At 57.6% G+C, this 25,120-nt stretch carries 26 protein-coding genes and 1 pseudogene; 22 read left to right on the top strand and 5 right to left on the bottom strand.

What is annotated here, in order from left to right:
• Window positions 1-61 precede the first annotated feature (61 nt).
• Complete coding sequence (locus tag AC6RA8_RS05985) at window positions 62-1,345, top strand: PP2C family protein-serine/threonine phosphatase (protein WP_500351221.1); 1,284 nt, start codon at window positions 62-64, stop codon at window positions 1,343-1,345.
• Here AC6RA8_RS05985 and AC6RA8_RS05980 read toward each other — a convergent pair.
• Window positions 1,333-1,770, bottom strand: coding sequence for an NUDIX hydrolase (locus AC6RA8_RS05980; protein WP_500351219.1), 438 nt, complete (start codon window positions 1,768-1,770; stop codon window positions 1,333-1,335). The two genes, AC6RA8_RS05985 and AC6RA8_RS05980, sit on opposite strands and share 13 nt — an antisense overlap.
• 76 nt (window positions 1,771-1,846) lie before the next feature.
• On the opposite strand from AC6RA8_RS05980, the gene hslO reads away from it, so the two are divergent.
• From hslO to AC6RA8_RS05940, 8 genes are all read left to right on the top strand, one after another.
• Window positions 1,847-2,833, top strand: a complete 987-nt coding sequence (hslO, locus tag AC6RA8_RS05975) for an Hsp33 family molecular chaperone HslO (protein WP_500351217.1) — start codon at window positions 1,847-1,849, stop codon at window positions 2,831-2,833.
• Window positions 2,826-3,425 carry a CoA pyrophosphatase gene (locus AC6RA8_RS05970; RefSeq protein WP_500351216.1) on the top strand — a complete coding sequence of 200 codons (600 nt, stop codon included), beginning with the start codon at window positions 2,826-2,828 and terminating at the stop codon, window positions 3,423-3,425. Before hslO ends, AC6RA8_RS05970 begins: the two co-directional genes overlap by 8 nt.
• Window positions 3,398-4,570, top strand: coding sequence for a CCA tRNA nucleotidyltransferase (locus AC6RA8_RS05965; RefSeq protein WP_500351214.1), 1,173 nt, complete (start codon window positions 3,398-3,400; stop codon window positions 4,568-4,570). The genes AC6RA8_RS05970 and AC6RA8_RS05965 overlap by 28 nt, the downstream gene beginning before the upstream one ends.
• A 162-nt stretch (window positions 4,571-4,732) precedes the next feature.
• Window positions 4,733-6,574, top strand: a complete 1,842-nt coding sequence (locus AC6RA8_RS05960; protein ID WP_500351213.1) for an ABC transporter ATP-binding protein — start codon at window positions 4,733-4,735, stop codon at window positions 6,572-6,574.
• Entirely contained in the window at window positions 6,571-8,403 is a 1,833-nt protein-coding gene (locus tag AC6RA8_RS05955; RefSeq protein WP_500351211.1) for an ABC transporter ATP-binding protein, read from the top strand. Before AC6RA8_RS05960 ends, AC6RA8_RS05955 begins: the two co-directional genes overlap by 4 nt.
• Before the next feature lie 39 nt (window positions 8,404-8,442).
• Window positions 8,443-9,672, top strand: coding sequence for a class I SAM-dependent RNA methyltransferase (locus AC6RA8_RS05950; protein ID WP_500351210.1), 1,230 nt, complete (start codon window positions 8,443-8,445; stop codon window positions 9,670-9,672).
• 12 nt (window positions 9,673-9,684) lie between these two features.
• Window positions 9,685-10,452, top strand: a complete 768-nt coding sequence (locus tag AC6RA8_RS05945) for an ion transporter (RefSeq protein ID WP_500351209.1) — start codon at window positions 9,685-9,687, stop codon at window positions 10,450-10,452.
• 107 nt (window positions 10,453-10,559) lie between these two features.
• A complete protein-coding gene (locus AC6RA8_RS05940; protein WP_500351208.1) occupies window positions 10,560-11,060 on the top strand; it encodes a L,D-transpeptidase family protein in 501 nt (166 codons plus the stop codon).
• A gap of 6 nt (window positions 11,061-11,066) precedes the next feature.
• Here the strand turns inward: AC6RA8_RS05940 and dalA are convergent, their stop codons facing one another.
• Window positions 11,067-11,702 (bottom strand): divisome-associated lipoprotein DalA, encoded by a 636-nt coding sequence (gene dalA, locus AC6RA8_RS05935; protein ID WP_500351206.1) that lies wholly within the window; start codon window positions 11,700-11,702, stop codon window positions 11,067-11,069.
• A gap of 171 nt (window positions 11,703-11,873) precedes the next feature.
• On the opposite strand from dalA, the gene AC6RA8_RS05930 reads away from it, so the two are divergent.
• On the top strand, window positions 11,874-12,467 hold the full coding sequence (locus tag AC6RA8_RS05930; protein WP_500351205.1) for a L,D-transpeptidase: 594 nt from the start codon (window positions 11,874-11,876) through the stop codon (window positions 12,465-12,467).
• Between the two features lie 138 nt (window positions 12,468-12,605).
• A complete protein-coding gene (locus AC6RA8_RS05925; RefSeq protein WP_299203229.1) occupies window positions 12,606-12,785 on the top strand; it encodes a hypothetical protein in 180 nt (59 codons plus the stop codon).
• A 69-nt stretch (window positions 12,786-12,854) separates the two neighbouring features.
• Here AC6RA8_RS05925 and hemH read toward each other — a convergent pair whose 3' ends face one another.
• Window positions 12,855-13,916 (bottom strand): ferrochelatase, encoded by a 1,062-nt coding sequence (gene hemH, locus AC6RA8_RS05920; protein WP_500351203.1) that lies wholly within the window; start codon window positions 13,914-13,916, stop codon window positions 12,855-12,857.
• Window positions 13,917-13,970: 54 nt separating this feature from the next.
• Window positions 13,971-14,789, bottom strand: coding sequence for a methyltransferase domain-containing protein (locus AC6RA8_RS05915; RefSeq protein ID WP_500351202.1), 819 nt, complete (start codon window positions 14,787-14,789; stop codon window positions 13,971-13,973).
• 21 nt (window positions 14,790-14,810) lie between these two features.
• On the opposite strand from AC6RA8_RS05915, the pseudogene AC6RA8_RS05910 reads away from it, so the two are divergent.
• The 5 genes and pseudogenes from AC6RA8_RS05910 to AC6RA8_RS05890 all read left to right on the top strand — a co-directional run.
• A pseudogene (locus tag AC6RA8_RS05910) lies at window positions 14,811-14,999 on the top strand (double zinc ribbon domain-containing protein); the annotation flags it as partial.
• A gap of 63 nt (window positions 15,000-15,062) precedes the next feature.
• Window positions 15,063-15,536, top strand: a complete 474-nt coding sequence (locus AC6RA8_RS05905) for a ComF family protein (RefSeq protein WP_500351234.1) — start codon at window positions 15,063-15,065, stop codon at window positions 15,534-15,536.
• Window positions 15,537-15,577: 41 nt separating this feature from the next.
• Window positions 15,578-15,835 carry a glutaredoxin 3 gene (gene grxC, locus AC6RA8_RS05900; RefSeq protein ID WP_500351200.1) on the top strand — a complete coding sequence of 86 codons (258 nt, stop codon included), beginning with the start codon at window positions 15,578-15,580 and terminating at the stop codon, window positions 15,833-15,835.
• On the top strand, window positions 15,836-16,666 hold the full coding sequence (locus AC6RA8_RS05895) for a carbon-nitrogen hydrolase family protein (RefSeq protein WP_500351198.1): 831 nt from the start codon (window positions 15,836-15,838) through the stop codon (window positions 16,664-16,666). It abuts the gene before it with no gap.
• Between the two features lie 6 nt (window positions 16,667-16,672).
• Window positions 16,673-17,125, top strand: coding sequence for a MarR family winged helix-turn-helix transcriptional regulator (locus tag AC6RA8_RS05890; protein ID WP_500351197.1), 453 nt, complete (start codon window positions 16,673-16,675; stop codon window positions 17,123-17,125).
• Here AC6RA8_RS05890 and ubiG read toward each other — a convergent pair.
• Window positions 17,112-17,858, bottom strand: coding sequence for a bifunctional 2-polyprenyl-6-hydroxyphenol methylase/3-demethylubiquinol 3-O-methyltransferase UbiG (gene ubiG, locus AC6RA8_RS05885; RefSeq protein ID WP_500351195.1), 747 nt, complete (start codon window positions 17,856-17,858; stop codon window positions 17,112-17,114). The genes AC6RA8_RS05890 and ubiG overlap by 14 nt on opposite strands.
• 49 nt (window positions 17,859-17,907) lie before the next feature.
• On the opposite strand from ubiG, the gene pip reads away from it, so the two are divergent.
• The 6 genes from pip to infB all read left to right on the top strand — a co-directional run bounded on the left by pip (window position 17,908) and on the right by infB (window position 25,120).
• Window positions 17,908-18,879: a prolyl aminopeptidase gene (gene pip / locus AC6RA8_RS05880; protein WP_500351193.1), complete on the top strand. Its 972-nt coding sequence runs from the start codon at window positions 17,908-17,910 to the stop codon at window positions 18,877-18,879.
• The gene (locus AC6RA8_RS05875; protein ID WP_500351191.1) at window positions 18,876-19,646 is read left to right on the top strand and encodes an ABC transporter substrate-binding protein; all 771 of its coding nucleotides are present in this window, start codon (window positions 18,876-18,878) and stop codon (window positions 19,644-19,646) included. Before pip ends, AC6RA8_RS05875 begins: the two co-directional genes overlap by 4 nt.
• Window positions 19,647-19,783: 137 nt before the next feature.
• Window positions 19,784-20,377 (top strand): ribosome maturation factor RimP, encoded by a 594-nt coding sequence (gene rimP, locus AC6RA8_RS05870; RefSeq protein WP_500351190.1) that lies wholly within the window; start codon window positions 19,784-19,786, stop codon window positions 20,375-20,377.
• Window positions 20,377-21,996: a transcription termination factor NusA gene (gene nusA, locus AC6RA8_RS05865; protein ID WP_500351189.1), complete on the top strand. Its 1,620-nt coding sequence runs from the start codon at window positions 20,377-20,379 to the stop codon at window positions 21,994-21,996. Before rimP ends, nusA begins: the two co-directional genes overlap by 1 nt.
• Before the next feature lie 22 nt (window positions 21,997-22,018).
• Window positions 22,019-22,639, top strand: a complete 621-nt coding sequence (locus AC6RA8_RS05860) for an RNA-binding protein (RefSeq protein WP_500351188.1) — start codon at window positions 22,019-22,021, stop codon at window positions 22,637-22,639.
• Window positions 22,640-22,648: 9 nt separating this feature from the next.
• On the top strand, window positions 22,649-25,120 hold the full coding sequence (gene infB, locus AC6RA8_RS05855; protein WP_500351187.1) for a translation initiation factor IF-2: 2,472 nt from the start codon (window positions 22,649-22,651) through the stop codon (window positions 25,118-25,120).

Here is a 25,120-nt window from a genome sequence, read left to right as displayed (position 1 = left end):
CTTCATCGGGTGTTAAGCGGCCCTGACTATCAAGCGTTCAAGCAGTTGGAATACACAGCAAATGAACGTTGAGTTGATCCAGCAGGAGGTGCCTCCTGCACCCGATGATACCGAGGCGCCCCAGCGGGTGTTGATCGTTGATGACAGTCGTTTGCAACGCAAGATTCTGTCCAGTTCGGTCAAACGCTGGGGATTCGAGGTTCACGAGGCGGGATCAGCCGAAGAAGCGATTGAGATTTGCAAGCACACGCTTCCCGATCTGGTGCTGAGCGATTGGATGATGCCGGGCATGAACGGGCTGGAATTCTGCGATGCATTCCGAAAGCTGAGCCAGGACAGATACGGTTACTTCATCCTTCTAACGTCGAAGAGCGAGAAAGCCGAGATCGCGATGGGTCTTGAGGCGGGTGCCGATGATTTCGTCACGAAGCCAGTTGATGCAAATGAGCTGCGGGCGCGGATCGCGGCGGGTGAGCGCATTCTGAATATGCAGCGTGAGCTGACGGAAAAGAACCGGCTGATCACCGACACGCTGGATGAACTGCAACGTGTGTACGATTCGCTCGACAGTGATTTGCAAGAGGCCAAGAAGCTTCAGCAGTCGCTTGTACGCGAACGGTACAAATCGTTTGAAACAGGCGATTTGAGTCTGATGTTGCGGTCCAGCGGTCACGTTGGTGGTGATCTTGTCGGATTTTTTCCTGCTCAGGTGGGGCATCTGGGCCTGTTCTCGATTGATGTATCCGGGCATGGGATCAGTTCCGCCCTGATGACGGCCCGACTCGCAGGCTACCTGTCTGCGGCCGCGCCCGATCAGAACGTTGCCTTGCAACGGTGTGATGATGGAACATATGCGTTTTTGCCGCCGGAAGATGTGATTGAGACACTTAACGATCTTGTCCTCGATGAGATGGAGACTGAGCACTATTTTACACTCCTTCTGGCCGATGTAGATTTGAACACGGGTCATGTTCGCATGGCGCAGGCCGGTCATCCGCATCCTGCGGTACAACGACACGACGGGTCCATTGAACAGGATGGGCCTGGCGGTTTTCCCGTTGGGTTGATGTCAGGAATCTCATTCACGCAGTTCAAAACCCAATTGCATCCCGGTGATCGTATCTTGCTCTTGTCCGACGGTGTTACCGAATGTCCACGGCACGATGGTGAGATGCTGCAAGAGTCAGGCCTCGAAGATATGATGCGGGACCTGTCAGACATAACAGGACCCGCATTTTTCGAAGCATTGCTTTGGCGTCTCACTGAATTTGCTGGCGACGCGACATTCCCAGACGATGTATCCGGGATATTATTCGAATATCGGGGCCCGGATCAGCCGAAGTAGCGTTTCAGGAACATCCGGTCTCCGTCGTTATAGACTGCATCCATCGCAATTTCCGGCGCCATCCACGCGACGGTGTGATCCGGCTCGATAGGATCGCATAGTCGCATGACGGGGCGCGCGACGAAAACATGGCAGATCTTTTCGGCCCACAGGTCGTATTCCGGCATGAAGGTGAACCGCCGAAAGGCGCCCAACCTGCGAGGTGATGCAATGCGCCACCCGGTTTCTTCATACACCTCGCGATGCAGGGCCTGTATGGCACTTTCGCCCGGATCAATGCCGCCGCCTGGCAACTGGAACTCTCGCTCAGGGGTACTCTGCAAAGTCAACAAAAGCGATGGGCCGCGTGGCAGGATGGCGTAGGCGCCAGGCCTGATCGTGTACCTGTGCTTCGGGTCGGGCTGCTGGCCAAATCGTCGGATCATGCGCCCCCCTTTCAGTTTTTGCTCTCTGCCTTATATAGTCGCGATATGCCAATGACTGGCGCCAAAGGAAACCCCAATGACACTCGGTTCGCAACTCGCGTGGGACGATACCGTCCTGCCATTCCAACTTGATGCTTCCGACATTCGCGGACGTGTTGCGCGTCTGGACGGAGTGTTGGATGGCATCCTGAAACAACATGATTACCCCGCACAGGTCGAAGCGCTGGTCGCAGAGATGGCTTTGCTGACCGCATTGATCGGCCAGACGATCAAGCTGCGTTGGAAACTGTCGTTGCAGGTCCAGTCCAAGGGACCGGTTCGCATGATCGCAACTGACTACTATGGGCCCGAGAAGGAAGGCGACATTGCACGTATCCGCGCCTATGCCAGCTTTGACCGCGACCGGTTGACGGATAGCGCCCCCTTCGACCAGGTGGGTGAGGGCTATTTTGCAATCATGATCGACCAAGGCACCGGGATGACGCCCTATCAGGGAATCACGCCGTTGGACGGCGGATCACTTGCATCCTGTGCCGAGACGTATTTTGCCCAATCCGAACAGTTGCCAACCCGCTTCCAGTTGAGCTTTGGCAAGTCGACGGAACCGGGTGCGCCTGAACACTGGCGCGCAGGCGGCGTCATGCTGCAGCACATGCCCAAGGCTTCGCCGTTTGCCGCGACCTCCGAAGGAAATGGTGATGTACTGCGATCTGAAGATCTGCTCGAAGGCGATGAGTCCGAGAACTGGAGCCGTGTGAATATCCTGTTGGATACTGTCGAGGAGATGGAGTTGATTGGTCCGCAACTGGCGCCCAACGATCTTCTTCTGCGCCTATTCCATGAGGAAACCCCACGCGTCTTTGACACGCAACCTGTCCGGTTCGGATGCACCTGCTCAGAGGATCGCGTGCGCCAAAGCCTCTCCATCTACTCGGCACGGGATATCGAGAAGATGACAACGGAAGACGGTCGCGTCACCGCAGACTGCCAATTCTGCGGCGCGCACTACGATCTGGACCCGGCCACAGTGGGATTCGAAGCGGAAACCCAGGACGGTGCCTGATCTTCTTGATCAGACACGTGCGGCGCTTGAGCACTCAGGCGCCGCATCTTCGGATTTCGATCTGAACAAGGGTATTGCATTGCCGCCCGGTCGAAAGTTGCGCCCTGCGGCTGTTCTGGCCCCGATCATTGAAGGGCGAAACGGATATGAGTTGATCCTGACCAAGCGCTCTTCGGCTTTGAAGCATCATCCGGGGCAGATCTCCTTCCCCGGGGGCAAACGTGACGAAAGTGATCGGGACCTGATTGAAACCGCACTTCGGGAAGCGCGTGAAGAGATTGGGTTGCTGGATCGTAACGTGGATGTGCTTGGCACATTTGCCCCACATGAAACGGTGACATCGTTCAACGTGACCCCGGTCGTTGCCTTTGTGAAGGACGAGTTCGACGTCAAACCGGAAGTTGGCGAAGTGTCCGAGGTGTTTCGCGTTCCTTTGGCCCACGTGCTGACACCCGAGAATTACATCGTCGAAGCCCGCCGTTGGCGCGGTCAAAAGCGCATGTACTACACAGTCCCTTACGGGCCCTATTACATCTGGGGCGCAACCGCGCGTATATTGCGGGCATGGACGGACCTTCTGCCACACAGTTAGACCGGGAAACGGATTTCCTGAACGATCCCGCTGCGCAATCGCTTTGTGTTGCTTTGGAAAATGGCGGCCACCGCGCCTATTTCGTTGGTGGCTGTGTGCGTAATGCGGTGATGGGCGTTCCAATCTCGGACATCGATATCGCAACGGATGCCGTGCCGGATCAGGTTATGGAACTGTCCAAAAAAGCCGGGTTTCGGGCCATCCCCACGGGTATCGACCACGGCACAATCACGGTGGTGGTTAAGGATCAGCCATTCGAAGTGACAACATTCCGCCGGGATGTTGAGACAGACGGGCGGCGAGCAGTCATCGCATTCTCAACCGACATGGCGGCCGATGCACGCAGACGCGATTTTACTATGAACGCATTATACGCGGACCGGCATGGTCAGGTGGTTGATCCAGTTCATGGTATGCAGGATGCGCGTGCTGGTCGCGTTCGGTTCATCGAAGATGCAGGGCAGCGCATTCGCGAGGATTACTTGCGCACCCTTCGCTTCTTTCGGTTCAGCGCGCAATACGCCCCAGCAGATGCTGCCTGGGATGCCGATGCGCTGGCAGGCATCGCCGAAAACCTGGACGGTCTGCAAAGCCTTTCGGCTGAACGGGTTGGATCCGAGATGTTGAAACTGCTTGGCGCTGGCAATCCGGCTCCGGCATTGTCAATCATGCAACAGACCGGTGTTTTGGCGCAGATCTTACCTGGCGCTGACCCCACCTACATTGGGCCGTTGGTTCATTTGGAGCAGATAGTTGATGCGCCGATTGATCCTATTGCACGCTTGGCAGCGTTGGGTGGTCACGACGTTGAGGACCGCCTGCGGTTGTCGCGACGCGATCAGCGCCATCTCGATTCGATCCTCGCTCTGTCTGCGACAGTCGGCGGCCCTAAGGTTCTTGGTCAGATGGGTGGGGTGGACGCCGGGCGAGGTGCGTTTCTGCTTCGGTCCGCCTATGAAAATGCGCCAATTGCGACTGCACAAATTGATGATATTTCCACTGGTGCGAGTGCTGTTTTTCCGATTAACGCCAGTGATTTACCACATCTCAGCGGCCCGGCGCTGGGCGCCGAACTCAAGACGTTGAAGCAGGCCTGGCTCGACTCCAACTTGTCAAAAACAAAAGATGACTTGCTGCACCCGTGACAATTTACAGTCCTGACGCTATGTCATGTGGGAACCTGATGGAGTGCAAGATGGTACTAGGAATCTGGAACGACGCCTGATCGTCGCTGACTGTCCTTCGTGACGCACCGGGCCATTGCCCGTGTCACATGCCTATTGCATTAAAATTCTACGGAACCCGTCATGTTCAAGTTCTTTGAATCGCTCGTCGATCCTTATCTTCCCTACGCTGAAAACGACACGCCGCCGACCAAGCTGTGGCCGTTTCTGCGCGAGTATCTGAGGCCGTTCCGGGCGGTGATCGCAATCACCTTTGTCTTCAGCACGGTGGTGGCATTCGGGGAAATACTGCTGATCTGGTATGTGGCCCGGATCGTGGACCTGCTTGCACAGGGCACGCCGGAAATGATCATTCCGGAATATGGTCTTGAGTTCACACTTGTCGCGCTATGGGTTCTGGTGCTGCGAACCGTCATGGGTTTTGTCGATGTGGCGCTGTTGCACAACACGCTTTTGCCCAACCTTGGCACGCTGATCCGCTGGCGGTCGCACCGCCACGTTCTGCGCCAGTCTGTTGGCTGGTTCGAGGATGATTTTGCCGGACGCATCGCCAACCGCATCATGCAAACGCCACCCGCCACGGGCGAGGCGATGTTCCAAGTGCTTGATGCCGGGTCATTCTTTGCAACCTCTGTGGTTGGTGCGGTCATCCTTTTGATCAGCTTCGATCTGTGGCTGGCGCTGCCGCTGATCTTTTGGATTGTGGGGTATCTGCTTTTGTTGCGCTGGGTCATCCGCCGTGCAGGCCCTGCGGCCAAGGCCAGTTCGGATGCGCGCAGCGCGATCACCGGTCGGGTTGTCGACAGCTATTCCAACATCCACTCGGTCAAGATGTTTGCTCATCATGATCGCGAGGTCGACTACGCCAAAGATGCTATTGAGAATGCGCGCCAAACATTCATGAAAGAGATGCGCATCGTCGTGAAAATGGATGTGTGCCTGACGGTCCTGAACGCCACGATGATTGTGTCGATGGGTGCGCTCGCGATCTGGTTGTGGATTGGCGGGTTCACGACCGAGGGGATGGTGGCCGCCGCCCTGACCATCGCGCTGCGGCTTAACAACATGACCTATTGGATCATGTGGGCCATGACATCTTTGGTTCAGAACCTGGGTATCATTTCCGAGGGGATGGAGACGATTGCCCAGCCCGTTACCCTCGTGGACACGCCTGATGCCAAGTCGCTTGAGCTGACACGAGGCGAGATTGCCTTGCACCGGTTGACGCACCACTACGGGCGCGGCAGCGGTGGGTTGCAAGCGGTCTCGACAGTCATTCACCCCGGTGAAAAGGTCGGATTGGTTGGGCGATCCGGTGCAGGCAAGTCGACGCTCGTGAAGTTGCTTTTGCGTTTCTACGATGCCGAAGATGGGCATATCACCATCGACGGGCAGGACATCGCCAAGGTGACCCAGGACAGCTTACGCCTGAACATCGGCATGGTGCAGCAGGACAGTTCGCTTCTGCACCGCTCGGTGCGAGACAATATCCTCTACGGACGCCTCGACGCGACGGAGGAGGAGATGCTGGAAGCTGCCCGCCAGGCGCAGGCGCATGACTTCATCCTGGATCTTGCCGACCCTGAGGGGCGCAAAGGATATGATGCGCAAGTTGGCGAGCGAGGTGTGAAATTGTCCGGTGGTCAGCGTCAACGCATCACCTTGGCCCGCATCATCCTCAAGAACGCACCGATCCTTGTGCTCGACGAGGCGACAAGCGCGCTCGACAGCGAGGTTGAGGCCGCGATTCAGGACACGCTCTACCAGATGATGGAGGGCAAGACGGTGATTGCGATTGCGCACCGCCTGTCCACCATTGCTGAAATGGATCGTATCCTGGTCCTGGATGAGGGGAAAATCGTCGAAGACGGGTCGCATGACGCGCTTTTGGCCAGGGGCGGGCTATATGCTGACCTCTGGGCGCGCCAATCAGGCGGGTTCCTCGCGACCGAGGCGGCAGAGTGAAGATTTCAAACTGGATAGAAGCGTTCAGACGGGCAGAAGGGCCACCACCGCAAACGCTGTGGCCCTTCCTCCGCTGGTGTGTGTCGGGGGCGTGGCCAGCCCTTTGGCTGGCTGCCCTTTGTTCAGCTGCTGCTGGCGCGCTAGAGGCGGGTACAGCGCTGATCCTTGGCATGGTGATCGATGCAACCGTCGAATTGGGGACTGACGGGTTCTTTTCAGTCTCTAACATTGGTCTTGTGGCGGGTGCACTGGCCTTTTTCCTGATCGCCCGGCCAATCCTGTTCGGGCTCAGTGCGGCCACAAATGCGATCATTGTGCAGCCGAATGTGAACCCTTTGGTTCTGTCGCGCCTTCATCGTTGGACGTTGGGCCAGTCTGTAACGTTCTTTGATGACGATTTCGCAGGCCGCATCGCGCAAAAACAGATGCAGGCCGCGCGTGCAGTAACGGATATCGTATCGGAATTCATCAACGTGGTGGCCTTCGCGCTCGCGTCCTTGGTCGGCTCCATCGTGTTGCTTCTTGCAATTGATTGGCGAGTTGCAATTGGCTTTGCCATCTGGCTGGTCGCCTACTTCTCTTTGATCCGGTGGTACCTTCCGCGTGTGCGCAAGCGGTCTGCTGCACGGGCGTCGGCGCGCGCCATGGTGTCGGGGCAGGTCGTGGACACCATTACCAACATCAAGACGGTCAAACTGTTCGCCCACGATGAACACGAAGATCAGGCCGCTTTGGATGCCATGGGTCGGTTCCGCAAAACTGCGGTGGACTTTGGTATCTTGTCCGCAGGGTTCCGATTTGCCCTTATGACGCTCGCGGGTCTGTTGCCCGTATTTCTGTTGGGCGGCACGATCCTGATGTGGCGGCAAGGGATCGCGACTCCCGGCGATATCGTCGCATCGGGTGCCATCGCGATCCGTATTGCGCAGATGACTGGATGGGTCAGTTTCACCCTCATGGCGATCTATTCCAACGTGGGCGAGGTCGAGGATGGGATGCGCACCCTGACGCCCCGTGCCCGCGTGCAAGATGCGCCCAACGCTCAACCACTCACGGACGTTCAGGGCGAAATCCGCTTTGATCATCTTGGTTTTTCCTACGGGCGGGAAGCAGGTGGGATCACCGATATCAACATGCGCATTGCAGCCGGTGAAAAGGTCGGAATTGTGGGTGCCTCAGGCGCAGGCAAATCCACACTCGTATCGCTTCTCTTGCGTCTCTACGAAGGGGAAGAAGGCCAAGTTCTGATCGATGAGAATGACATCAGCCACGTGACCCAGGACAGCCTGCGGCACAATATCGGCATGGTCACGCAGGAAACGGCCATGTTCAATCGATCCGCGCGTGAAAATATTCTGTATGGCCGCCCTGACGCAACCGAAGAAGACATGATCGCGGCCGCCAAGAAGGCAGAGGCGCATGACTTCATCCTAGATTTGCAGGACCACAAGGGACGCACCGGCTACGATGCTCACCTTGGTGAGCGCGGTGTGAAGCTCTCTGGCGGTCAGCGCCAGCGCATCGCTTTGGCTCGGGCCATCCTGAAGGATGCGCCGATCCTGGTGCTGGACGAAGCGACAAGTGCGCTTGATAGCGAAGTTGAGGCATCGATACAGTCAGCGCTGTCCCGCGTGATGGAGGGCAAGACTGTTCTGGCCATTGCCCACCGCCTGTCGACATTGACAGAAATGGACCGGATCATTGTCATGGATGAGGGGCGCATTGTTGAAGAGGGACCGCATGACACCTTGCTGGCCAAGGGCGGGCTGTATGCCCGGTATTGGCAGCGCCAGTCCGGCGGCTTTATCAGCACGCGTGCTGCTGAATAGGGCTTTTGCAAGCGGGCAGGTCCGGTTAGGCCACGGCACATGACAACTGTGACGATTGAACGACTTGGTCATCAGGGCGATGGCATCGCGTCCGGACCGATCTTTGTGCCGCTCGCCTTACCGGGTGAATTGGTAAGCGGGACATTGGATGGCACACATCTGACAGAGCCGCGGATTGAAAAGCCGTCACCTGATCGCGTGTCGCCGCCCTGCCCCCATTTCCGATCCTGTGGTGGCTGTCAGATGCAGCATGCAAGCGATCAGCTCGTAGCTGACTGGAAGCGTGATATCGTGGTCTCGACACTCAAAAAGCACAGTTTAGAGACTGATGTTCGACCAACAATAACTTCGCCTGACCGTTCCCGACGCCGCGCAGTTTTCGCCGCACGTCGGACCAAGAAGGGGGCCATGGCCGGGTTCCATGCTCGCAAATCAGATGCCATCATTCCCGTTCCAGAGTGCATCCTTGTCACGCCTTCCGTGCTTGGCGGCTTGAAATTGTCCGAAGACCTTGCCTTGGTTGGGGCCAGTCGTAAGGCAGCGCTTGCGGTCACGGTGACAAACAGTCTGGAAGGGTTGGACGTGGCGGTGATAGGGGGCAAGCCGCTGGACGGCCCGCTGCGTATCGCACTGGCAGCCCTCTGCGAACAGTATCGTCTGGCCCGGCTAACTTGGGACGACGAGTTGATCGGTATGCGTGTTCCTCCCGCGCAACGGATGGGAAAGGCTCAGGTGGTTCCGCCGCCCGGCTCATTTCTCCAAGCCACGGAGCATGGGCAGAATACCCTGGTGGATCTGGTCAATGACATCGTTGGTCAGGCCAAGTCCGTTCTGGATCTTTTCGCAGGTTGTGGAACCTTTGCCCTGCCGCTGGCGGACGGCGCCGAAGTGCATGCGGTGGAAGGGTCATCAGAAATGATGAATGCCCTCGACATGGGTTGGCGGCAGGCACATGGGCTGAAACGGATCGTCACCGAAACCCGAGATTTGTTTCGTCGCCCGTTGCTACCGGATGAATTGGCACGATTTGATGCCGTCGTGATCGACCCGCCGCGTGCTGGTGCTGCTGCGCAGATTGCAGAGCTGGCCGCGGCGCAAGTTCCAGTGATTGCGCACGTTTCCTGCAACCCACAAACCTTTGCGCGTGATGCTGAAACGTTGTGCAATGCGGGATATGTGCTGGATTGGGTGCAGCCGGTGGACCAGTTCCGCTGGTCGGCACATGTGGAACTTGTCGGTGCCTTCCGTTTGGCCCATATCGCCGCGTGAAGGAGAGCACATATGGACCGCACCGCCCTTGCCCGCTGGCTGGAAAGCCCGCGTGTTACGAACACAATTATCGCGATCATCATCCTGAACGCCATAACACTTGGGCTTGAGACATCAGAGACAGCCATGTCGGTCGCGGGCGGGTTGATCGTGGCCATCGACAAGGCATGCCTGAGCATCTTCACCGTCGAGATCATCGCCAAGCTGATCGCCTACCGCGGCCGGTTTTTCCGTAATGGATGGAATGTGTTCGACTTTGTGATTGTTGGGGTTGCTTTGGTGCCCAATGCAGGCGGACTGTCTGTTTTGCGCGCGCTGCGTATCCTGCGCGTGTTGCGCGTCATTTCCGTCGCCCCCAGCTTGCGGCGCGTGGTCGAAGGGTTCGTGACCGCCCTGCCCGGCATGGGCAGCGTGTTTCTGTTGATGGCGTTGATCTTCTACATTGGTGCCGTGATGGCAACCAAGCTATTCTCCACTAGCTTTCCCGACTGGTTCGGTGATCTCGGCCTGAGTGCGTATTCCCTATTTCAGATCATGACCCTTGAATCGTGGTCCATGGGCATCGTCCGCCCGGTGATGGAGGTGTATCCCTACGCCTGGATGTTCTTTGTTCCATTCATCATGGTTACGACTTTTGCCGTGGTGAACCTTCTGGTCGGTCTGATCGTCAATTCGATGCAGGATGCGCATGCGGAGGAAAGCAATGCGGCAACGGATAGCTACCGGGACGAAGTTCTGAAGCGTCTGGACGCGATAGAGGCGCAGCTGAAGGACAAGTGATCACGTTCTGGTGATCTCTACCGGCTAAATCTTGCTAGGCGCGCTGATGTAAACCGTGGTAATTTCCGGGCAAATACAAAAAAACAACCTATTGGGACAGAACATTCATGAAGCGCAGACATCTGATGATGGGCGGGGCCGCAGCCATGACGCTGGGTGCCTGTTCTTCTCGCAGCAAGTTTCGAACATATAGCGGGCCTGACGTCACCTACATCGTGGTGAATAAGGAAGCGCGACGCATGTACCTTCTGCACGATGACAAAGTGCTTAAGGACTATGAGATCGACCTTGGATTTGCACCCATCGGGGACAAGTTCTTTGAAGGCGATGGCCGTACGCCCGAGGGTGCGTACCTAATTGATCGACGCAATCCGAACAGCCAGTTTCATTTGTCCCTGGGTATTTCATACCCGAACGCACTGGACCGGGCGGAAGCGGCGGCATTGGGCAAGCCACCCGGGGGCGACATCTTTATTCACGGTGAGTCCAGCCCGTTCAAACGGAAACGCAGTGATTGGACGTGGGGTTGTATCGCGGTTCCAAACCGAGAGATGGAAGATGTCTATGCTATGGTGCGCAACGGCACCCCCATCCAGATCAATCCGTAGAGGGCCCTAAGTCGCTGGCGTCGTGATGATCACAGTGTCTTCATCTGTTTCGCCAATTGCCGTTTCCTCTGGATCAGGCGGTACCAACCGCGACGCAGATGGGTTTGCTGCAGGGATCAGGGGCGTGTTGGCGGGGTTGCCCATCACCATGGTCCACCAAATCTTGCCATTTTTTTCCTGGAACCAGGCGAACCCCATGTCGCGTGCCTGCGGGGATAGGATGGTGCGGCGCGTGTCGGGCTGCTCCATCCACGCGGCCAGGGTTTCAAGCTCAGTCTCGTATGTTTCCGAGATGTTTTCGCCGATAAGGCTTCCTGTGTAGCCCACGCGCTGCAAACGATCGATTGGGGATGAGCCATCAGACCCGAAGTGCCACGGGCGGTTCTGCAAAGACATATCCCGAGAGTGCGTCGCGGCCGCAGCATTCAACTGAGGATCAAGTTCAACCGGAGCAGCACCCTGTGAGCTGCGCAATGCATTGACTGAATCCAGCATACGGAACTGGAGCTTGGCCGTATCCCCGCTGCGGATACGATACAGTTTGGGCGCCGCACGCCCATCATCATCCAGCGTCGGTGCGTCGGGTGTTGCACACGCCGCGAGAGTAAGAAGAGCGACCAGAAGGACCGAGAAAATTCGCATTGTTCCTGCACATCATCTTTGTTGTTTTTAACTCGATAGCGGCTTGAACGTTGCATTACAAACCCACATCGGCGTGATGCTGCGTGATGACATCTGTTTGATTTGCGACTGCGACTTTCAGGCAATATTCTTCCGCCGATTGGCAGGATTACACCACCGGAGAGGCATTCAATGTCCAAGAAATCGTTTAACACACCAAGTCGGCGTGCTTTTTTAGCCGGCTCCGCCGCGTTGATTGGCGCTCCTGCGCTGGCGCAGAACATTCCCGCGGGTCAGGCCTCACGCGACCCGACACTGTCCGCGCGGCGCAATATTTCCAGCTTCCGTTCGCTGGACTGGCAACCCTATTTCGACAATCTGCGCAACGGCGCGATCCTGGTCGATATCGACAGCCGTGCAGTGCACTACTGGAACGAAGAGCAGACAATCTACAAACTCTATCCTTCCAGTGTGCCACTGACCGAAGACCTGACCCGTCGCGGTCGTACTCGCGTAATCCTGAAAGATCCGAAACCGGATTGGCGTCCAACGCCGTCCATGAAGAAGCGGAATCCGGAGTGGCCGGACTATATTGGTCCCGGTCCGCAGAACCCTCTTGGTACGCGTTCATTGCACCTGAGTTGGACCTACTACAGGATTCATGGCACCCACGATACGCGCAAGATTGGTCGCAAATCTTCGAATGGATGTATCGGTTTGTACAACGAACATATCGAAGAGCTGTACGAAATGGCGAATGTCGGAACGCAAGTGTTGCTAATTTGACGACATTGCGGCGGATCGGCAGCTAAGTGCTTGAAACACGGTTTGCAATCGCCCGGTATTGCTGTTTACAGAGACTCACGAGGTAAGTCTTGGGTGCGTTCCAACGATAGTTGTTGGTGCGCGTAACTGGAGGTTAATATGAAAAAACTCGTTCTCGCTGCTGCTCTGACTGCTGCTGCTTCGACCGCATTTGCTGGCGCACCTGCCGAGCCTGTCATCGAAGCACCTGTAATCGTTGAAGAGACGCAAAGCTCCTCGGGCGGCATCGTTCTGCCCCTGCTGCTTCTGATTCTCGTCGCGGCGGCTGTTTCCGACTAATTGACGGATTCATACTATTAAAAAGGCGGCTCATCACGAGCCGCCTTTTTTCGTTAAGATGCCGGAAAACTAGTCCAGCCAACCGCGTAGGTTTTCCTGGATTACCGCGCTCAGTGCATCAACGTGCGCATCGTCATCGTTCAGGCATGGGATGTAGGTAAACGTTTCCCCACCAGCCTCTTCGAAGCTTTCCTTGATCTCTTCATTGATTTCTTCAAGCGTTTCGATGCAATCCGCCGAGAATGCAGGCGCACATACGGCGATGTTCTTTTTTCCAGCTTCGGCAAGCCGCGCCACTTCTTCTACAGTGTAAGGCTTCAGCCACTCTTCCGGCCCGAACTTTGACTGGAAGGTTGTTGTAATCTCGGTATCACTCCAGCCAAGCCGCTCTTTCAACAGGCGTGTCGTCTTCTGGCACTGGCAATGATACGGATCGCCCTCCATCAAGTAGCGCAGTGGCACGCCGTGATAGCTACACACCAGAATGTCCGGACGCGTATCCAAATTGCCATAGGCACGCTCAATGGATTGGGCCAGCGCTTCGATATACTTTGGATGCTCAAAGTAAGGCTGGACTGTGCGCGTGGTCGGCTGCCACTTTTCCTCCATCAGCGCACGAAAGAACTGGTCGTTTGCAGTGGCTGAGGTGGCGCCGGCATAGTGTGGGTACAATGGGAAGAACAGGATCTTCTGACACCCCGCCTCCACCATCTCGCGCACCTTGGATTTGGTCGATGGATTTCCATAACGCATGCAGAAATCGACCATGACCTGATCGCCGTACTGCGCATGCATGGCGTCTTTGATCTTGGCGGTCTGGTCCTTGGTGATGGTCATCAGGGGGCTTTCGCCTGCGTCTTCGTTCCAGATCGACTTGTATGCGGCACCTGACGAAAAAGGACGCTTGGTCAGAATGATCAATTGCAGCAGTGGCTGCCAGATCCAAGGTGAGTAGTCGATGACACGCTTGTCCGACAGGAATTCACCCAGATAGCGGCGCATCGACCAGTAGTCGTAATTGTCTGGCGTCCCAAGGTTGGCCAGCAGGATGCCCACACGCGCCGGCGGGATTGCCGGGTGATCGTCCGCCGCGTGGGTTGGGCGGGTCGCGGTTTTGCTGGTATCAAGCATCTGGGTCATATCCTGGTCTGCAATGGGCCTCAGATAAACGGTTTTACTTACAGGTCAATCTGGCAGCGACGTTTCGTCCGTGCGAAGTGCGTCCGCCAAACGCGCCTGTGCCGATCCGGGACGGAGTGGTTTCTGCTGACTTTCATCGGGCGCCCATCCGGTCAGAACGATCAGTTCGAAGCTTGCCACAATTCCATGGTCGTCCCCTGGGAACGTCGTTGAGTAGATGTCGGCCGCACGTTTCAGAATACTGGGTCGAATTGGAATGCGAGGCCGCGCGTTCAGTGCATTGTTTTCGCCCATGGCGCGCAAGTCACGCATCAGGTGCCACATGGATTGGTACTGTGCGCGCAGTGGAACGGTGTCTGCCACCGGCAAGGCCAATCCAGCCCTTTGCAAGAGAGCGCCCAGATCGCGCACCTCTGCCATCGGCGCGACACGTGGGGACAGGCCCCCGGTTTCGGCAATCTCGGCCTCAGCAAGACAAGATCGCAACTCGTGCAAGGTTTGCCCACCCAAAGCCACGGCCAGCAATAGCCCATCAGGCCGCAAGGCGCGGCGGCATTGAATCAGCTGACCAACGGGATCATTTGCCCAATGCAAGCCAAGGCTATGGATCAACAAATCGTGTGCACCCTGTGAAAAGGGCAGTGTCTCGGCCTCTTCGACAACCTGTGCCGCGCCCAGGCGTCCCTGCCACATGTCTGGAAATGCGGCCACGATTCCGGCTGATGAAAAGGATTTGTTAACCATCGCCACACGATCCTCGACCTCATCCCGCGCTGCCTCTTGCAGGAAAAGGGCAGAGGCATCGGCGCGGGCACGATTGCGGGTCAACGCCTGTAAATCGGTCAATGGAGCGGGCTGCATCATGGCGGCATAGGTAGGACAGGCATGGGGCTTTTACAAACCGCACTCACCGCGATCTATCCGCCGCGTTGCCTCGGGTGCGGAGAGATGGTGGACAGTGACTTTGGGCTATGCGGTGCCTGCTGGGGTCAAACCGCCTTTGTTGGGGGCACGGTGTGTGACAGTTGCAGCATGCCTTTGCCGGGTTCCTCACAGGATGAAGTGGTGCATTGCGACACCTGCCTGCGCGCTCCAAAGCCCTGGAAACATGGACGTGCGGCGCTGATTTACACCGGAATGGGCCGCAAGCTGGTTCTGCAACTCAAGCATGGGGATCGACAGGAAATCGCCAAGCCTGCAGCGGGATGGATGCGGCAAGCCGTGGCCGACATGGCCGCCGACAATGCGCTCATTGCACCGGTGCCGCTGCATTGGATGCGGTTGGTCAAGCGCCGCTACAACCAGTCTGCTCTGATTGCAGCACACCTGTCGTCGATGACTGGACATGAGGCGTGTGCCGATCTGCTCGAACGTCCGCGTCGCACGCCATCACTTGATGGAAAAACCAAGGCTGAGCGTGCCGATATCCTTGATGGCGCGATCCGGGTCACGCCGCGCCGTCGACATCGCATCGTCAATCGGCGTGTTATTCTGGTCGATGATGTCATGACAACGGGCGCAACGCTCGTTGCCTGTGCCGAAGCCTGCCGTGCGGCAGGTGCAACAGAGGTGTGCGTGGCTGTACTGGCGCGGGTTGCGAAAGATGCCTAAATACGCCGCAACCTGATATTTGCGCCAAAAGGACTTGCGCCATGAAAGCTGTCGAAATCTATACATCGCCTCTGTGCGGCTTTTGCCACGCGGCCAAACGCTTGCTTAAAGAAAAAGGCGTGACCTTTTCAGAAGTGAATGTACTGGCCCAGCCAAAGCGCAAGGCTGAGATGATCCAACGCGCCAATGGCGGCAGGACAGTGCCGCAGATCTTTATCGGCGACACTCACGTCGGTGGCTGCGACGATCTCTATGCGCTTGAGCGTGAAGGCAAGCTTGATCCGTTGCTTGCCGCATAAATGAAAACGGCGTTGCTGCAGCTGAATGTATCTGACGATCCGGTGGCAAACCTGCCCCGGACCGTTCAGATGGTGCAGCAGGCTGTTGATATGGGTGCCGAGTTCATCCTGACGCCGGAGGTCACGAACTGCGTCAGCACAAGCCGCATGCATCAGCATGATGTTCTGCACCATCAGGATGACGATCCGACCCTTGCCGCACTACGTGATCTGGCCAAGCAAAACGGTGTACACATTCTAATCGGATCGCTCGGGCTTAAGAGCGATACGGAAGACAAACGGTTGTTAAACCGCTCTTTCCTGATTTGTCCCCGCGGGGACATCATCGCGCACTACGACAAGATTCATATGTTCGATGTCGTGATCAACAATACAGAGACGTTCCAAGAGTCGGCAGGATACCAACCTGGCACCCGCGCTGTATTGGCCAAGGCCGACTTTGGCGCCGTGGGCATGGCCATTTGCTACGATATGCGCTTTCCCAGATTGGCGGATGCCCTGGTTACGGCGGGGGCACACATTCTGACCTTTCCGGCGGCTTTTTCGCCCGTCACTGGTGCGGCCCATTGGCACAGCTTGTTGCGGGCGCGCGCGATCGAAGGTGGGGCTTGGGTGATCGCACCCGCCCAGACAGGCACGCATTCCAGCGCGCTTCACAAGACCCGGGACACCTATGGGCACAGTCTGGTTGTCGATCCGTGGGGCGAGGTCATACTTGACGCAGGCACAGCGCCCGGCATTTATGTCTTTGATCTGGACTTGGAAAAGGTGGCCGAGGCCCGCCGCCGTATCCCTTCACGGGACAACGCGCGTTCGTTCGAGGGCCCCTGATGGCGCATGAGCACAGAAAAACACGCACTTGCGATTTCGCTGTTCAGCGAGGTGTTGGCGGCGGACCAGATGGTTCGCAACCGCCTAAGCCGCGTGTTGCCCAAGGGAATGGAGATTTCCCATTTTTCCGTGTTGAATCATCTGGCTTGGCACGAAGGCGAACGCAGCCCGGCGCAACTGGCTGAAACATTCAATGTCACCCGTGGGGCCATGACCAACACGCTGAGCCGTTTGGAATGGGCCGGCTACATTCATATTAGACCTGATTGGGATGATGCGCGCCGCAAGATGATCGCCATCAGTCCCGCGGGACGTCGCGCCCGTGATCAAGCGCTAAGCGCGATCGCTCCCATGGTAGGCGAGGTTATCGACAAGCTGGGCGAGGACAGCGTACGTGCCACGCTACCCATCCTGCGCCAGCTGCGCGAGCAGATGTCTAACAAGCCTAAGCCGGATTAAGACTGGCCGTGACGTAGTTCACGCTCAGATCGGTGTCCGATAGTTTCCAACCCCACGTCAGTGGATTGAAGATGAACCCCTTGCGGTCCACGGGGTCGAGGCCCGCGTTCCGCATCAGATCAAACAGTTCATCGGGGGTAATGAACTTGTTCCACTCATGTGTACCCTTGGGCAGCCAGCGCATCACATGTTCGGCTCCGATGATTGCCATCAGATAGGATTTTGGATTCCGATTGATGGTCGAGCAGATATGCAGCCCGCCCGGCTTCAAAAGCTGACGGCAGGCGGTCAGATAGCTGAGGGGGTCTGCGACGTGTTCGACCACTTCCATATTCAGAACAACGTCGAACTGCTCACCAGCGGCAGCCATATCCTCGGCCGTCGTGTGGCGATAGTCGATCGTCAGGCCGGATTGTTCTGCGTGAACCTTGGCCACCGGAATGTTTCGTTCCGCCGCATCGGCGCCCACCACATCGGCACCAAGCCGCGCCATCGGCTCTGACAAAAGCCCGCCACCACAACCAATATCCAGAAGCCGCAGCCCTTCGAACGCCTTTGGCGCGGTCAGTTCTCGATCAAACTCCGTGGCAATTTGGGTGGTGATATAGTCCAAACGGCACGGATTCAGCATGTGCAGCGGCTTGAATTTCCCGTTCGGATCCCACCATTCCGCTGCCATCGCCTCGAATTTTGCGATTTCCGATGGGTCAACGGTGGTTTGATGCGTTTGCATTTGCGTCTCCGTATGCTCATGTGGCTCTCAAGCCCTATGTAGGTCAGTAATGGACAAACACAGCGATCAAAAGCGCGCGGTACAATATCTGTATCCGCCTATGGACCCCTACGACCAACGGATGTTCGAAGTTGGGCAGGGGCACCGGATTTATGTCGAGCAATGCGGCAATCCGGATGGTGTGCCTGTTGTCGTTCTGCACGGCGGTCCCGGTGGCGGGTGCAGTCCGGCGATGCGGCGGTACTTCGACCCCGAACACTACCGCATTGTCCTGTTTGATCAGCGCGGCTGTGGTCGGTCCCGTCCGCATGCCTCCGTCATGAACAACACGACCTGGCATCTGGTCGATGACATCGAAATGATTCGAAGGACGCTGGACATTGACGCCTGGATTGTCTTTGGCGGCAGTTGGGGTGCAACCCTCGCCCTGATTTATGCCGAAGCGCACCCGTCACGCGTGCGGAATCTGGTTCTGCGGGGCGTGTTCCTGATGACGCAAGCCGAGCTGGACTGGTTTTATGGTGGCGGGGCAGGCAAGTTCTGGCCCGAGGTTTGGGCCCGCTTCGAAGGGCTGATCCCCGAAGACGAACGTGGCGATCTGATTGGCGCCTACCACCGCCGACTGTTTTCCGGCGATGTCGCGCTCGAAACACGCTTTGCCCGCGCGTGGTCAGCGTGGGAGAATGCGCTGGCTTCGATCCATTCCTCCGGGTCGGGGGGTGAAGCCCCCGGAGATTATGCTCGCGCCTTTGCACGGCTTGAGAATCACTATTTCACCAATGCCGGATTCCTGGAGTTTGATGGCCAGATCCTCGCTCATGCAGGTCGGATCAAACATATTCCAGGCACCATTGTTCAGGGCCGTTATGATATGATCTGCCCTCCGGACAGTGCTTATGCGTTGTCTCAGGCTTGGCCGATGGGTGAGCTGAAAATGGTCCGAAATGCCGGTCATGCCTTGTCTGAACCGGGGATTTCGGCTGAACTGGTGCGCACTATGGACAGGATCGCAGGAAAATGACCCGGATCGACCGTCGCGCGCTCTTTGCTTCCGGTGCTGCCGCAGCGTTGCTGACGGCAACAGGTGCGTCTGCGCTGCCGCGACGAGGTGGACGGTTGCGGGCGGCTTTGTCGCCTGAGTTGTTCGATCAGGCCGTCGCGGCGACAGTCTTTGATAACCTGACTGAAATTGCAGCCGATGGAACGTTGCGGGGCGAATTGGCGACGGAATGGTCGTCGGATGCCGAGGCGCGTGTATGGCGATTCGATTTGCGTGAAGGTGTGACATTCCACGATGGAAGCGCGTTTGATGCGTCGGCTGTATCAGGATTGATCTGGGAGTCTGAGGTGTTGGACCCGCTGACGCTTCAGATCACTTTGGACACGCCCAACCCCAGCTTGCCCTATCTGTTGGCACAACCGGGATTCGAGGTGCGCGGTGCTGCGGGCACTGGGATGTACGAAGTTCAGAAGCTCGATGACAGCCGTCACTTCATCGGCACCCGGGTGCAAAACCACTGGAAGCAGAACGCGGGTTGGTTCGACAGCGTTGAGTTCGTGCAGTTCAGTGCGGACAGTGTACGAGGTGAGGCGCTGCGTGATGGGTTGGTGGATGTGGCCGACGTGATCTTCTTGGATGACTATGCCGACCCACGTGATTTTCAGACGTTGCCCAACACTCATTCCCCGACGCATATCGCAAGCCGCTCTGTCACCGTGCCCGTAACAGTCGGAAAATCCTGGCCACTGGACAACCTGCGCATGGCGGAACGATGGTGGATGGCCTGAGCTAAATCGCATGGGGCTTGCAGACTCACCCCCTCATGCGTATATGCCTTTCAACAGCGGCGCGCTGGGGTCCAAACCCAACGCTCCACCGGGAAACATCGACGGGCCGCGCGCCCGTTTTTTTGTGCTTGGACACTATGACCAACGACCTGATTGCCAAAGCAGCCATCGACCGCAGATTGGCCGAGATCATCACTCCGGTGATCGAGGATCTGGGCTATGAGCTGGTGCGCATTCGGCTGATGAGCGGCAAGGAAACGACGCTGCAGATCATGGCGGACAAGCCCGATGGTGGGATTGAGGTCGATGATTGCGCCGCGATTTCGACCGCAGTCAGCGCGACTTTGGATGTCGAGGATCCTATATTGGATGCCTATACACTCGAAGTGTCGTCGCCCGGCATTGACCGCCCGCTGACGCGCCTCAAGGACTTCGACATGTTCGAAGGCTACGAGGCGAAACTGGAAACCGATGAACTGATTGACGGCCGCCGCCGCTTCAAGGGTGTGCTGACCGGTGTCGAGGATGATGAGGTGCTGATCAACGTTCCCGGCGGTGGGAACGGCGAAGAGATCACCATTGGCCTCAAGTTCGAATGGTTGAGTGATGCCAAGCTGGTCCTGACGGATGAGCTGATCAAGGAAATGCTGCGCCAACGCAAAGCCGCGGGCGTGTTGAACGAAGACAATTTTGACGAGATTCAGACCGAAGGGTCAGAGGAGGACCGCTGATGGCCATTACATCCGCAAACCAGCTTGAGCTGCTGCAGACCGCAGAAGCCGTTGCGCGCGAAAAGATGATCGACCCCGGTTTGGTGGTCGAGGCGATGGAAGAGTCCCTCGCCCGTGCGGCCAAGTCCCGCTACGGGGCCGAGATGGACATTCGTGTGTCCATCGATCGCAAGACCGGCAAGGCGACCTTTACCCGCGTCCGCACCGTGGTCGAAGAAGAAGAGCTGGAAAACTACCAGGCCGAATTCACGGTTGAGCAGGCCAAGCAGTACATGGAGAATCCGGCAGTTGGTGACACCTTTGTCGAGGAAGTCCCCCCGGTCGAGATGGGCCGCATCGCCGCGCAATCTGCCAAGCAGGTGATTCTGCAAAAGGTCCGCGAAGCTGAGCGTGACCGTCAATACGAAGAATTCAAAGATCGCGCAGGCACTATCATTAATGCGCTGGTCAAGCGTGAAGAATATGGCAACGTCATCGTTGATGTGGGTGCAGGCGAAGCGATCCTGCGCCGCAACGAAAAGATCGGCCGCGAATCGTATCGCCCGAATGATCGCATTCGTTGCTACATCAAGGATGTGCGCCGCGAGCAGCGTGGCCCACAGATTTTCCTGAGCCGCACCGCACCGGAATTCATGGCAGAGCTGTTCAAGATGGAAGTGCCGGAGATTTACGACGGCATCATCGAGATCAAGGCGGTGGCCCGCGACCCCGGTTCGCGCGCGAAGATCGCTGTCATTTCCTATGACAACTCCATCGACCCTGTCGGTGCCTGTGTCGGTATGCGCGGCTCTCGCGTGCAGGCGGTTGTGAACGAGCTGCAGGGCGAAAAGATCGACATCATTCCGTGGAATGAAGATCAGCCAACCTTCCTTGTGAACGCATTGCAGCCCGCCGAGGTGAGCAAGGTGGTTCTGGACGAAGAGGCCGGCAAGATCGAAGTGGTCGTGCCCGAAGAGCAACTGTCGCTCGCCATTGGTCGTCGCGGTCAGAACGTGCGTCTGGCATCTCAGCTCACAAACCTCGACATCGATATCATGACCGAAGCCGAAGAATCGGCGCGCCGTCAGGCCGAATTCGAACAGCGCACCAAGCTGTTCATGGACACATTGGATTTGGACGAATTCTTCGCTCAGCTGTTGGTGTCCGAAGGGTTCACCAACCTTGAAGAGGTTGCGTATGTCGAGTTGGACGAACTGCTGGTCATCGACGGTGTGGACGAAGGCACGGCCGAAGAATTGCAGGCCCGTGCGCGCGACGTGCTTGAAGCCCAAGCCAAGGCAGCGCTCGACAATGCCCGCGCGCTGGGCGTTGAGGACAGCCTTATTGAATTCGATGGGCTTACACCCCAAATGGTAGAGGCGCTCGCCAAGGACGACGTCAAAACCCTCGAAGATTTTGCAACTTGCGCAGACTGGGAACTGGCCGGTGGCTGGACAACCGTCGATGGCGAACGCCACAAGGACGATGGTGTTCTGGAACCCTTTGACGTGTCTTTGGAAGAAGCACAGCAACTGGTTATGACAGCGCGTATCCTGCTGGGTTGGGTTGACCCCGCCGAGTTGGAAGCTGAAGCTGCAGAAGAAGACGGCGAAGAAGCAACCGAGGAGGCTGAGGCCTGATCTCAGGCCTCGGGTGGGCCTGATGGGTCGCGGTGGCGTCTCAAAGGATCGGTCGGATGGACCGGAGCGCAAGTGCATTGCCACGGGCGAGGTGCAACCCAAGCATGGGTTGATCCGCTTTGTCGTGGGTCCGGATGCGCAGATCGTGCCGGACATTGCAGGCAAATTGCCTGGTCGTGGTATTTATGTTGCGGCGGACCGGTCGGCCTTGGACAAGGCAGTGAAGAAGAAACTGTTTGCACGGGGCGCCAAGCAACCCGTGCAGGTGCAAGACGATCTGGTCGATGAGGTTGAGCGGCAGCTGGCGCGGCGCGTGGTCGATTTGATCGCATTGTCCCGCAAGGGCGGACGTGCCGTGGCGGGATATGAAAAGGTCAAGAACATGCTCCAGATGGAAGAGGCGCAGGTTCTGGTCCAGGCGGTCGATGGATCCGGCCGTGGGAAGTCCAAGCTGAGTACGCCACATTTCGGGACGTATATCGGCTGGCTGACGGCAGATGAGCTGGGTTTGGCCTTTGGCCGTCAAACTGTGATACATGGGGCGCTCGCCTCTGGTGGACTCACGCAACGTGTTGTAGAGGAAGCCAACCGTTTACGCGGCGTGCGCGAATATGACGGCGGCAAGGGCCGCCGGGAAGGATAGACGAGCTTTATGAGCGATACTGACGGGAAGAAGACTTTGGGTCTGCGCAGCGGCGCGCGTCCGGGCAATGTGAAACAGAGTTTCAGCCACGGGCGGACCAAGAATGTCGTCGTCGAAACCAAACGCAAGCGCGTTGTGGTGCCCAAGCCGGGTGCTGCAAAGCCTGCTGGCGCTGGTGGTGGTTCTGCTGGTGATCCAAGCCGTCGCCCTGCTGGTATTTCTGATGCCGAGATGGAGCGCCGCCTGAAGGCTGTGCAAGCTGCCAAGGCACGCGAGGTCGAAGAGACAGCGAAACGCGAAGCCGAGGAAAAGGCGCGCGAGGCTGAACGTGAGCGTCGCCGTGCCGAAGCAGAAGCCAAGGAGCAGGCCGAGCGCGAGCGCGAGCAGGCCCTGAAGGCCAAGGAAGAAGAAGAGAAGCGCAAGGCGGCCGAAGCCGCTGCCGCCGCTCAGGCTGCTGCCGCGGCTCCGGCCGAGGCGCAGAAGCCCGCACAGCGTCAGGCACAACCTGCATCCACGCCACGCAAGACGGATCGTGATCGCGACCAGCGCCCCAACAACCGGGGACGTGGTGATGATGGCGGACGCCGTTCTGGCAAGCTGACCCTGAACCAGGCCCTGTCGGGAGATGGCGGTCGCCAGCGGTCGATGGCTGCGATGAAACGCAAACAGGAACGCGCGCGTCAAAAAGCGATGGGCGGTTCGGTTGAGCGTGAAAAGGTTGTGCGCGAAGTGCAACTGCCCGAAGCGATTGTTGTATCCGAGCTGGCGAACCGCATGGCTGAACGCGTCGGTGACGTGGTCAAGGCGTTGATGAACAATGGCATGATGGTCACTCAGAACCAGACCATTGATGCGGATACCGCTGAACTCATCATCGAAGAGTTCGGACACAAAGTGCAACGTGTATCCGACGCCGACGTCGAAGACGTGATCAAGGAAGTCGAAGACAAGGACGAGGATCTTCAAGGTCGTCCGCCCGTGATCACCATCATGGGTCACGTTGACCACGGCAAGACATCGCTTCTGGACGCAATCCGCGATGCCAAGGTTGTTGCTGGTGAGGCCGGTGGCATTACCCAGCATATCGGTGCCTATCAGGTGAAAACCGATGGCGGCGCGGTGCTGTCCTTCCTGGATACGCCGGGCCACGCGGCCTTTACATCGATGCGGTCCCGCGGTGCACAGGTGACGGATATCGTGGTTCTGGTGGTCGCGGCGGATGACGCTGTGATGCCGCAGACCATTGAGGCCATCAACCACGCCAAGGCCGCTGAAGTGCCGATGATTGTAGCGATCAACAAGTGCGACAAGCCCGAGGCGAACCCGGACAAGGTGCGTACCGACTTGCTGCAGCACGAGGTCATCGTCGAAAAGATGTCCGGTGAAGTGCAGGATGTTGAAGTGTCCGCCATCACCGGTCAAGGCCTTGACGAACTGCTGGAAGCGATCGCGCTTCAGGCTGAGATCCTCGAACTGAAAGCCAACCCTGATCGCGCCGCCCAAGGTGCTGTGATCGAAGCGCAGCTTGATGTTGGCCGCGGTCCGGTCGCGACCGTTCTGGTTCAAACCGGGACATTGCGTCAGGGCGATATCTTTGTTGTGGGTGAGCAGTACGGTAAGGTCCGCGCGCTGATCAACGACAAGGGTGAGCGCGTGAAAGAGGCTGGACCGTCGGTGCCGGTCGAGGTTCTGGGCCTGAACGGCACGCCCGAAGCAGGCGACGTTCTGAACGTGACAGAGACCGAAGCGCAGGCGCGTGAGATCGCCGAATATCGCGAGAAAGCAGCCAAGGACAAGCGTGCCGCGGCTGGTGCGGCGACGACCCTCGAACAGCTGATGGCGAACGCCAAGGCGGACGAGAATGTCAGCGAATTGCCAATTCTGGTCAAAGCGGACGTGCAGGGGTCTGCCGAAGCTATCGTTCAGGCAATGGAGAAAATCGGCAATGATGAGGTCCGCGTGCGCGTATTGCACTCGGGTGTTGGTGCCATCACCGAAACCGATGTCGGTTTGGCTGAAGCCAGCCAAGCGCCGATTATGGGCTTCAATGTGCGTGCAAATGCATCCGCCCGGAACACCGCAAACCAGAAGGGTGTCGAAATTCGTTACTACTCGGTCATCTATGACCTTGTGGACGATGTGAAAGCCGCCGCTTCCGGCCTGCTGAGCGCCGAGATCCGCGAAAACTTCATCGGCTATGCCGAGATTAAGGAAGTCTTCAAGGTATCTGGAGTCGGCAAGGTTGCCGGGTGTCTGGTTACCGAAGGTGTGGCACGTCGATCCGCAGGTGTACGTTTGCTGCGTGACAACGTGGTTATCCACGAAGGTACGTTGAAAACGCTGAAACGCTTCAAGGATGAGGTCGCTGAGGTTCAGTCGGGTCAGGAATGCGGTATGGCATTCGAAAACTACGACGACATACGTCCACAAGATGTGATCGAAATCTTCGAGCGTGAAGAGATTACGCGTACGCTGGACTAA

The sequence above is a fragment of the Tateyamaria sp. genome (assembly GCF_059783535.1).
This window is presented reverse-complemented; position numbering and strand designations above follow the sequence as displayed.

Bases quoted from the DNA above. Each gene is read 5' to 3' on its own strand.
- AC6RA8_RS05875 (WP_500351191.1), top strand. From the start codon at position 18,876: ATGACCCGGATCGACCGTCGCGCGCTCTTTGCTTCCGGTGCTGCCGCA.
- AC6RA8_RS05905 (WP_500351234.1), top strand. From the start codon at position 15,063: ATGGGCCGCAAGCTGGTTCTGCAACTCAAGCATGGGGATCGACAGGAA.
- AC6RA8_RS05985 (WP_500351221.1), top strand. From the start codon at position 62: ATGAACGTTGAGTTGATCCAGCAGGAGGTGCCTCCTGCACCCGATGAT.
- AC6RA8_RS05915 (WP_500351202.1), bottom strand. From the start codon at position 14,789: ATGATGCAGCCCGCTCCATTGACCGATTTACAGGCGTTGACCCGCAAT.
- dalA (WP_500351206.1), bottom strand. From the start codon at position 11,702: ATGCGAATTTTCTCGGTCCTTCTGGTCGCTCTTCTTACTCTCGCGGCG.
- AC6RA8_RS05925 (WP_299203229.1), top strand. From the start codon at position 12,606: ATGAAAAAACTCGTTCTCGCTGCTGCTCTGACTGCTGCTGCTTCGACC.
- rimP (WP_500351190.1), top strand. From the start codon at position 19,784: ATGACCAACGACCTGATTGCCAAAGCAGCCATCGACCGCAGATTGGCC.
- AC6RA8_RS05950 (WP_500351210.1), top strand. From the start codon at position 8,443: ATGACAACTGTGACGATTGAACGACTTGGTCATCAGGGCGATGGCATC.
- infB (WP_500351187.1), top strand. From the start codon at position 22,649: ATGAGCGATACTGACGGGAAGAAGACTTTGGGTCTGCGCAGCGGCGCG.
- AC6RA8_RS05940 (WP_500351208.1), top strand. From the start codon at position 10,560: ATGAAGCGCAGACATCTGATGATGGGCGGGGCCGCAGCCATGACGCTG.
- AC6RA8_RS05895 (WP_500351198.1), top strand. From the start codon at position 15,836: ATGAAAACGGCGTTGCTGCAGCTGAATGTATCTGACGATCCGGTGGCA.
- AC6RA8_RS05930 (WP_500351205.1), top strand. From the start codon at position 11,874: ATGTCCAAGAAATCGTTTAACACACCAAGTCGGCGTGCTTTTTTAGCC.
- ubiG (WP_500351195.1), bottom strand. From the start codon at position 17,858: ATGCAAACGCATCAAACCACCGTTGACCCATCGGAAATCGCAAAATTC.
- hemH (WP_500351203.1), bottom strand. From the start codon at position 13,916: ATGCTTGATACCAGCAAAACCGCGACCCGCCCAACCCACGCGGCGGAC.
- nusA (WP_500351189.1), top strand. From the start codon at position 20,377: ATGGCCATTACATCCGCAAACCAGCTTGAGCTGCTGCAGACCGCAGAA.
- AC6RA8_RS05860 (WP_500351188.1), top strand. From the start codon at position 22,019: ATGGGTCGCGGTGGCGTCTCAAAGGATCGGTCGGATGGACCGGAGCGC.
- AC6RA8_RS05890 (WP_500351197.1), top strand. From the start codon at position 16,673: ATGAGCACAGAAAAACACGCACTTGCGATTTCGCTGTTCAGCGAGGTG.
- pip (WP_500351193.1), top strand. From the start codon at position 17,908: ATGGACAAACACAGCGATCAAAAGCGCGCGGTACAATATCTGTATCCG.
- hslO (WP_500351217.1), top strand. From the start codon at position 1,847: ATGACACTCGGTTCGCAACTCGCGTGGGACGATACCGTCCTGCCATTC.
- AC6RA8_RS05980 (WP_500351219.1), bottom strand. From the start codon at position 1,770: ATGATCCGACGATTTGGCCAGCAGCCCGACCCGAAGCACAGGTACACG.
- AC6RA8_RS05965 (WP_500351214.1), top strand. From the start codon at position 3,398: ATGGACGGACCTTCTGCCACACAGTTAGACCGGGAAACGGATTTCCTG.
- AC6RA8_RS05945 (WP_500351209.1), top strand. From the start codon at position 9,685: ATGGACCGCACCGCCCTTGCCCGCTGGCTGGAAAGCCCGCGTGTTACG.
- grxC (WP_500351200.1), top strand. From the start codon at position 15,578: ATGAAAGCTGTCGAAATCTATACATCGCCTCTGTGCGGCTTTTGCCAC.
- AC6RA8_RS05960 (WP_500351213.1), top strand. From the start codon at position 4,733: ATGTTCAAGTTCTTTGAATCGCTCGTCGATCCTTATCTTCCCTACGCT.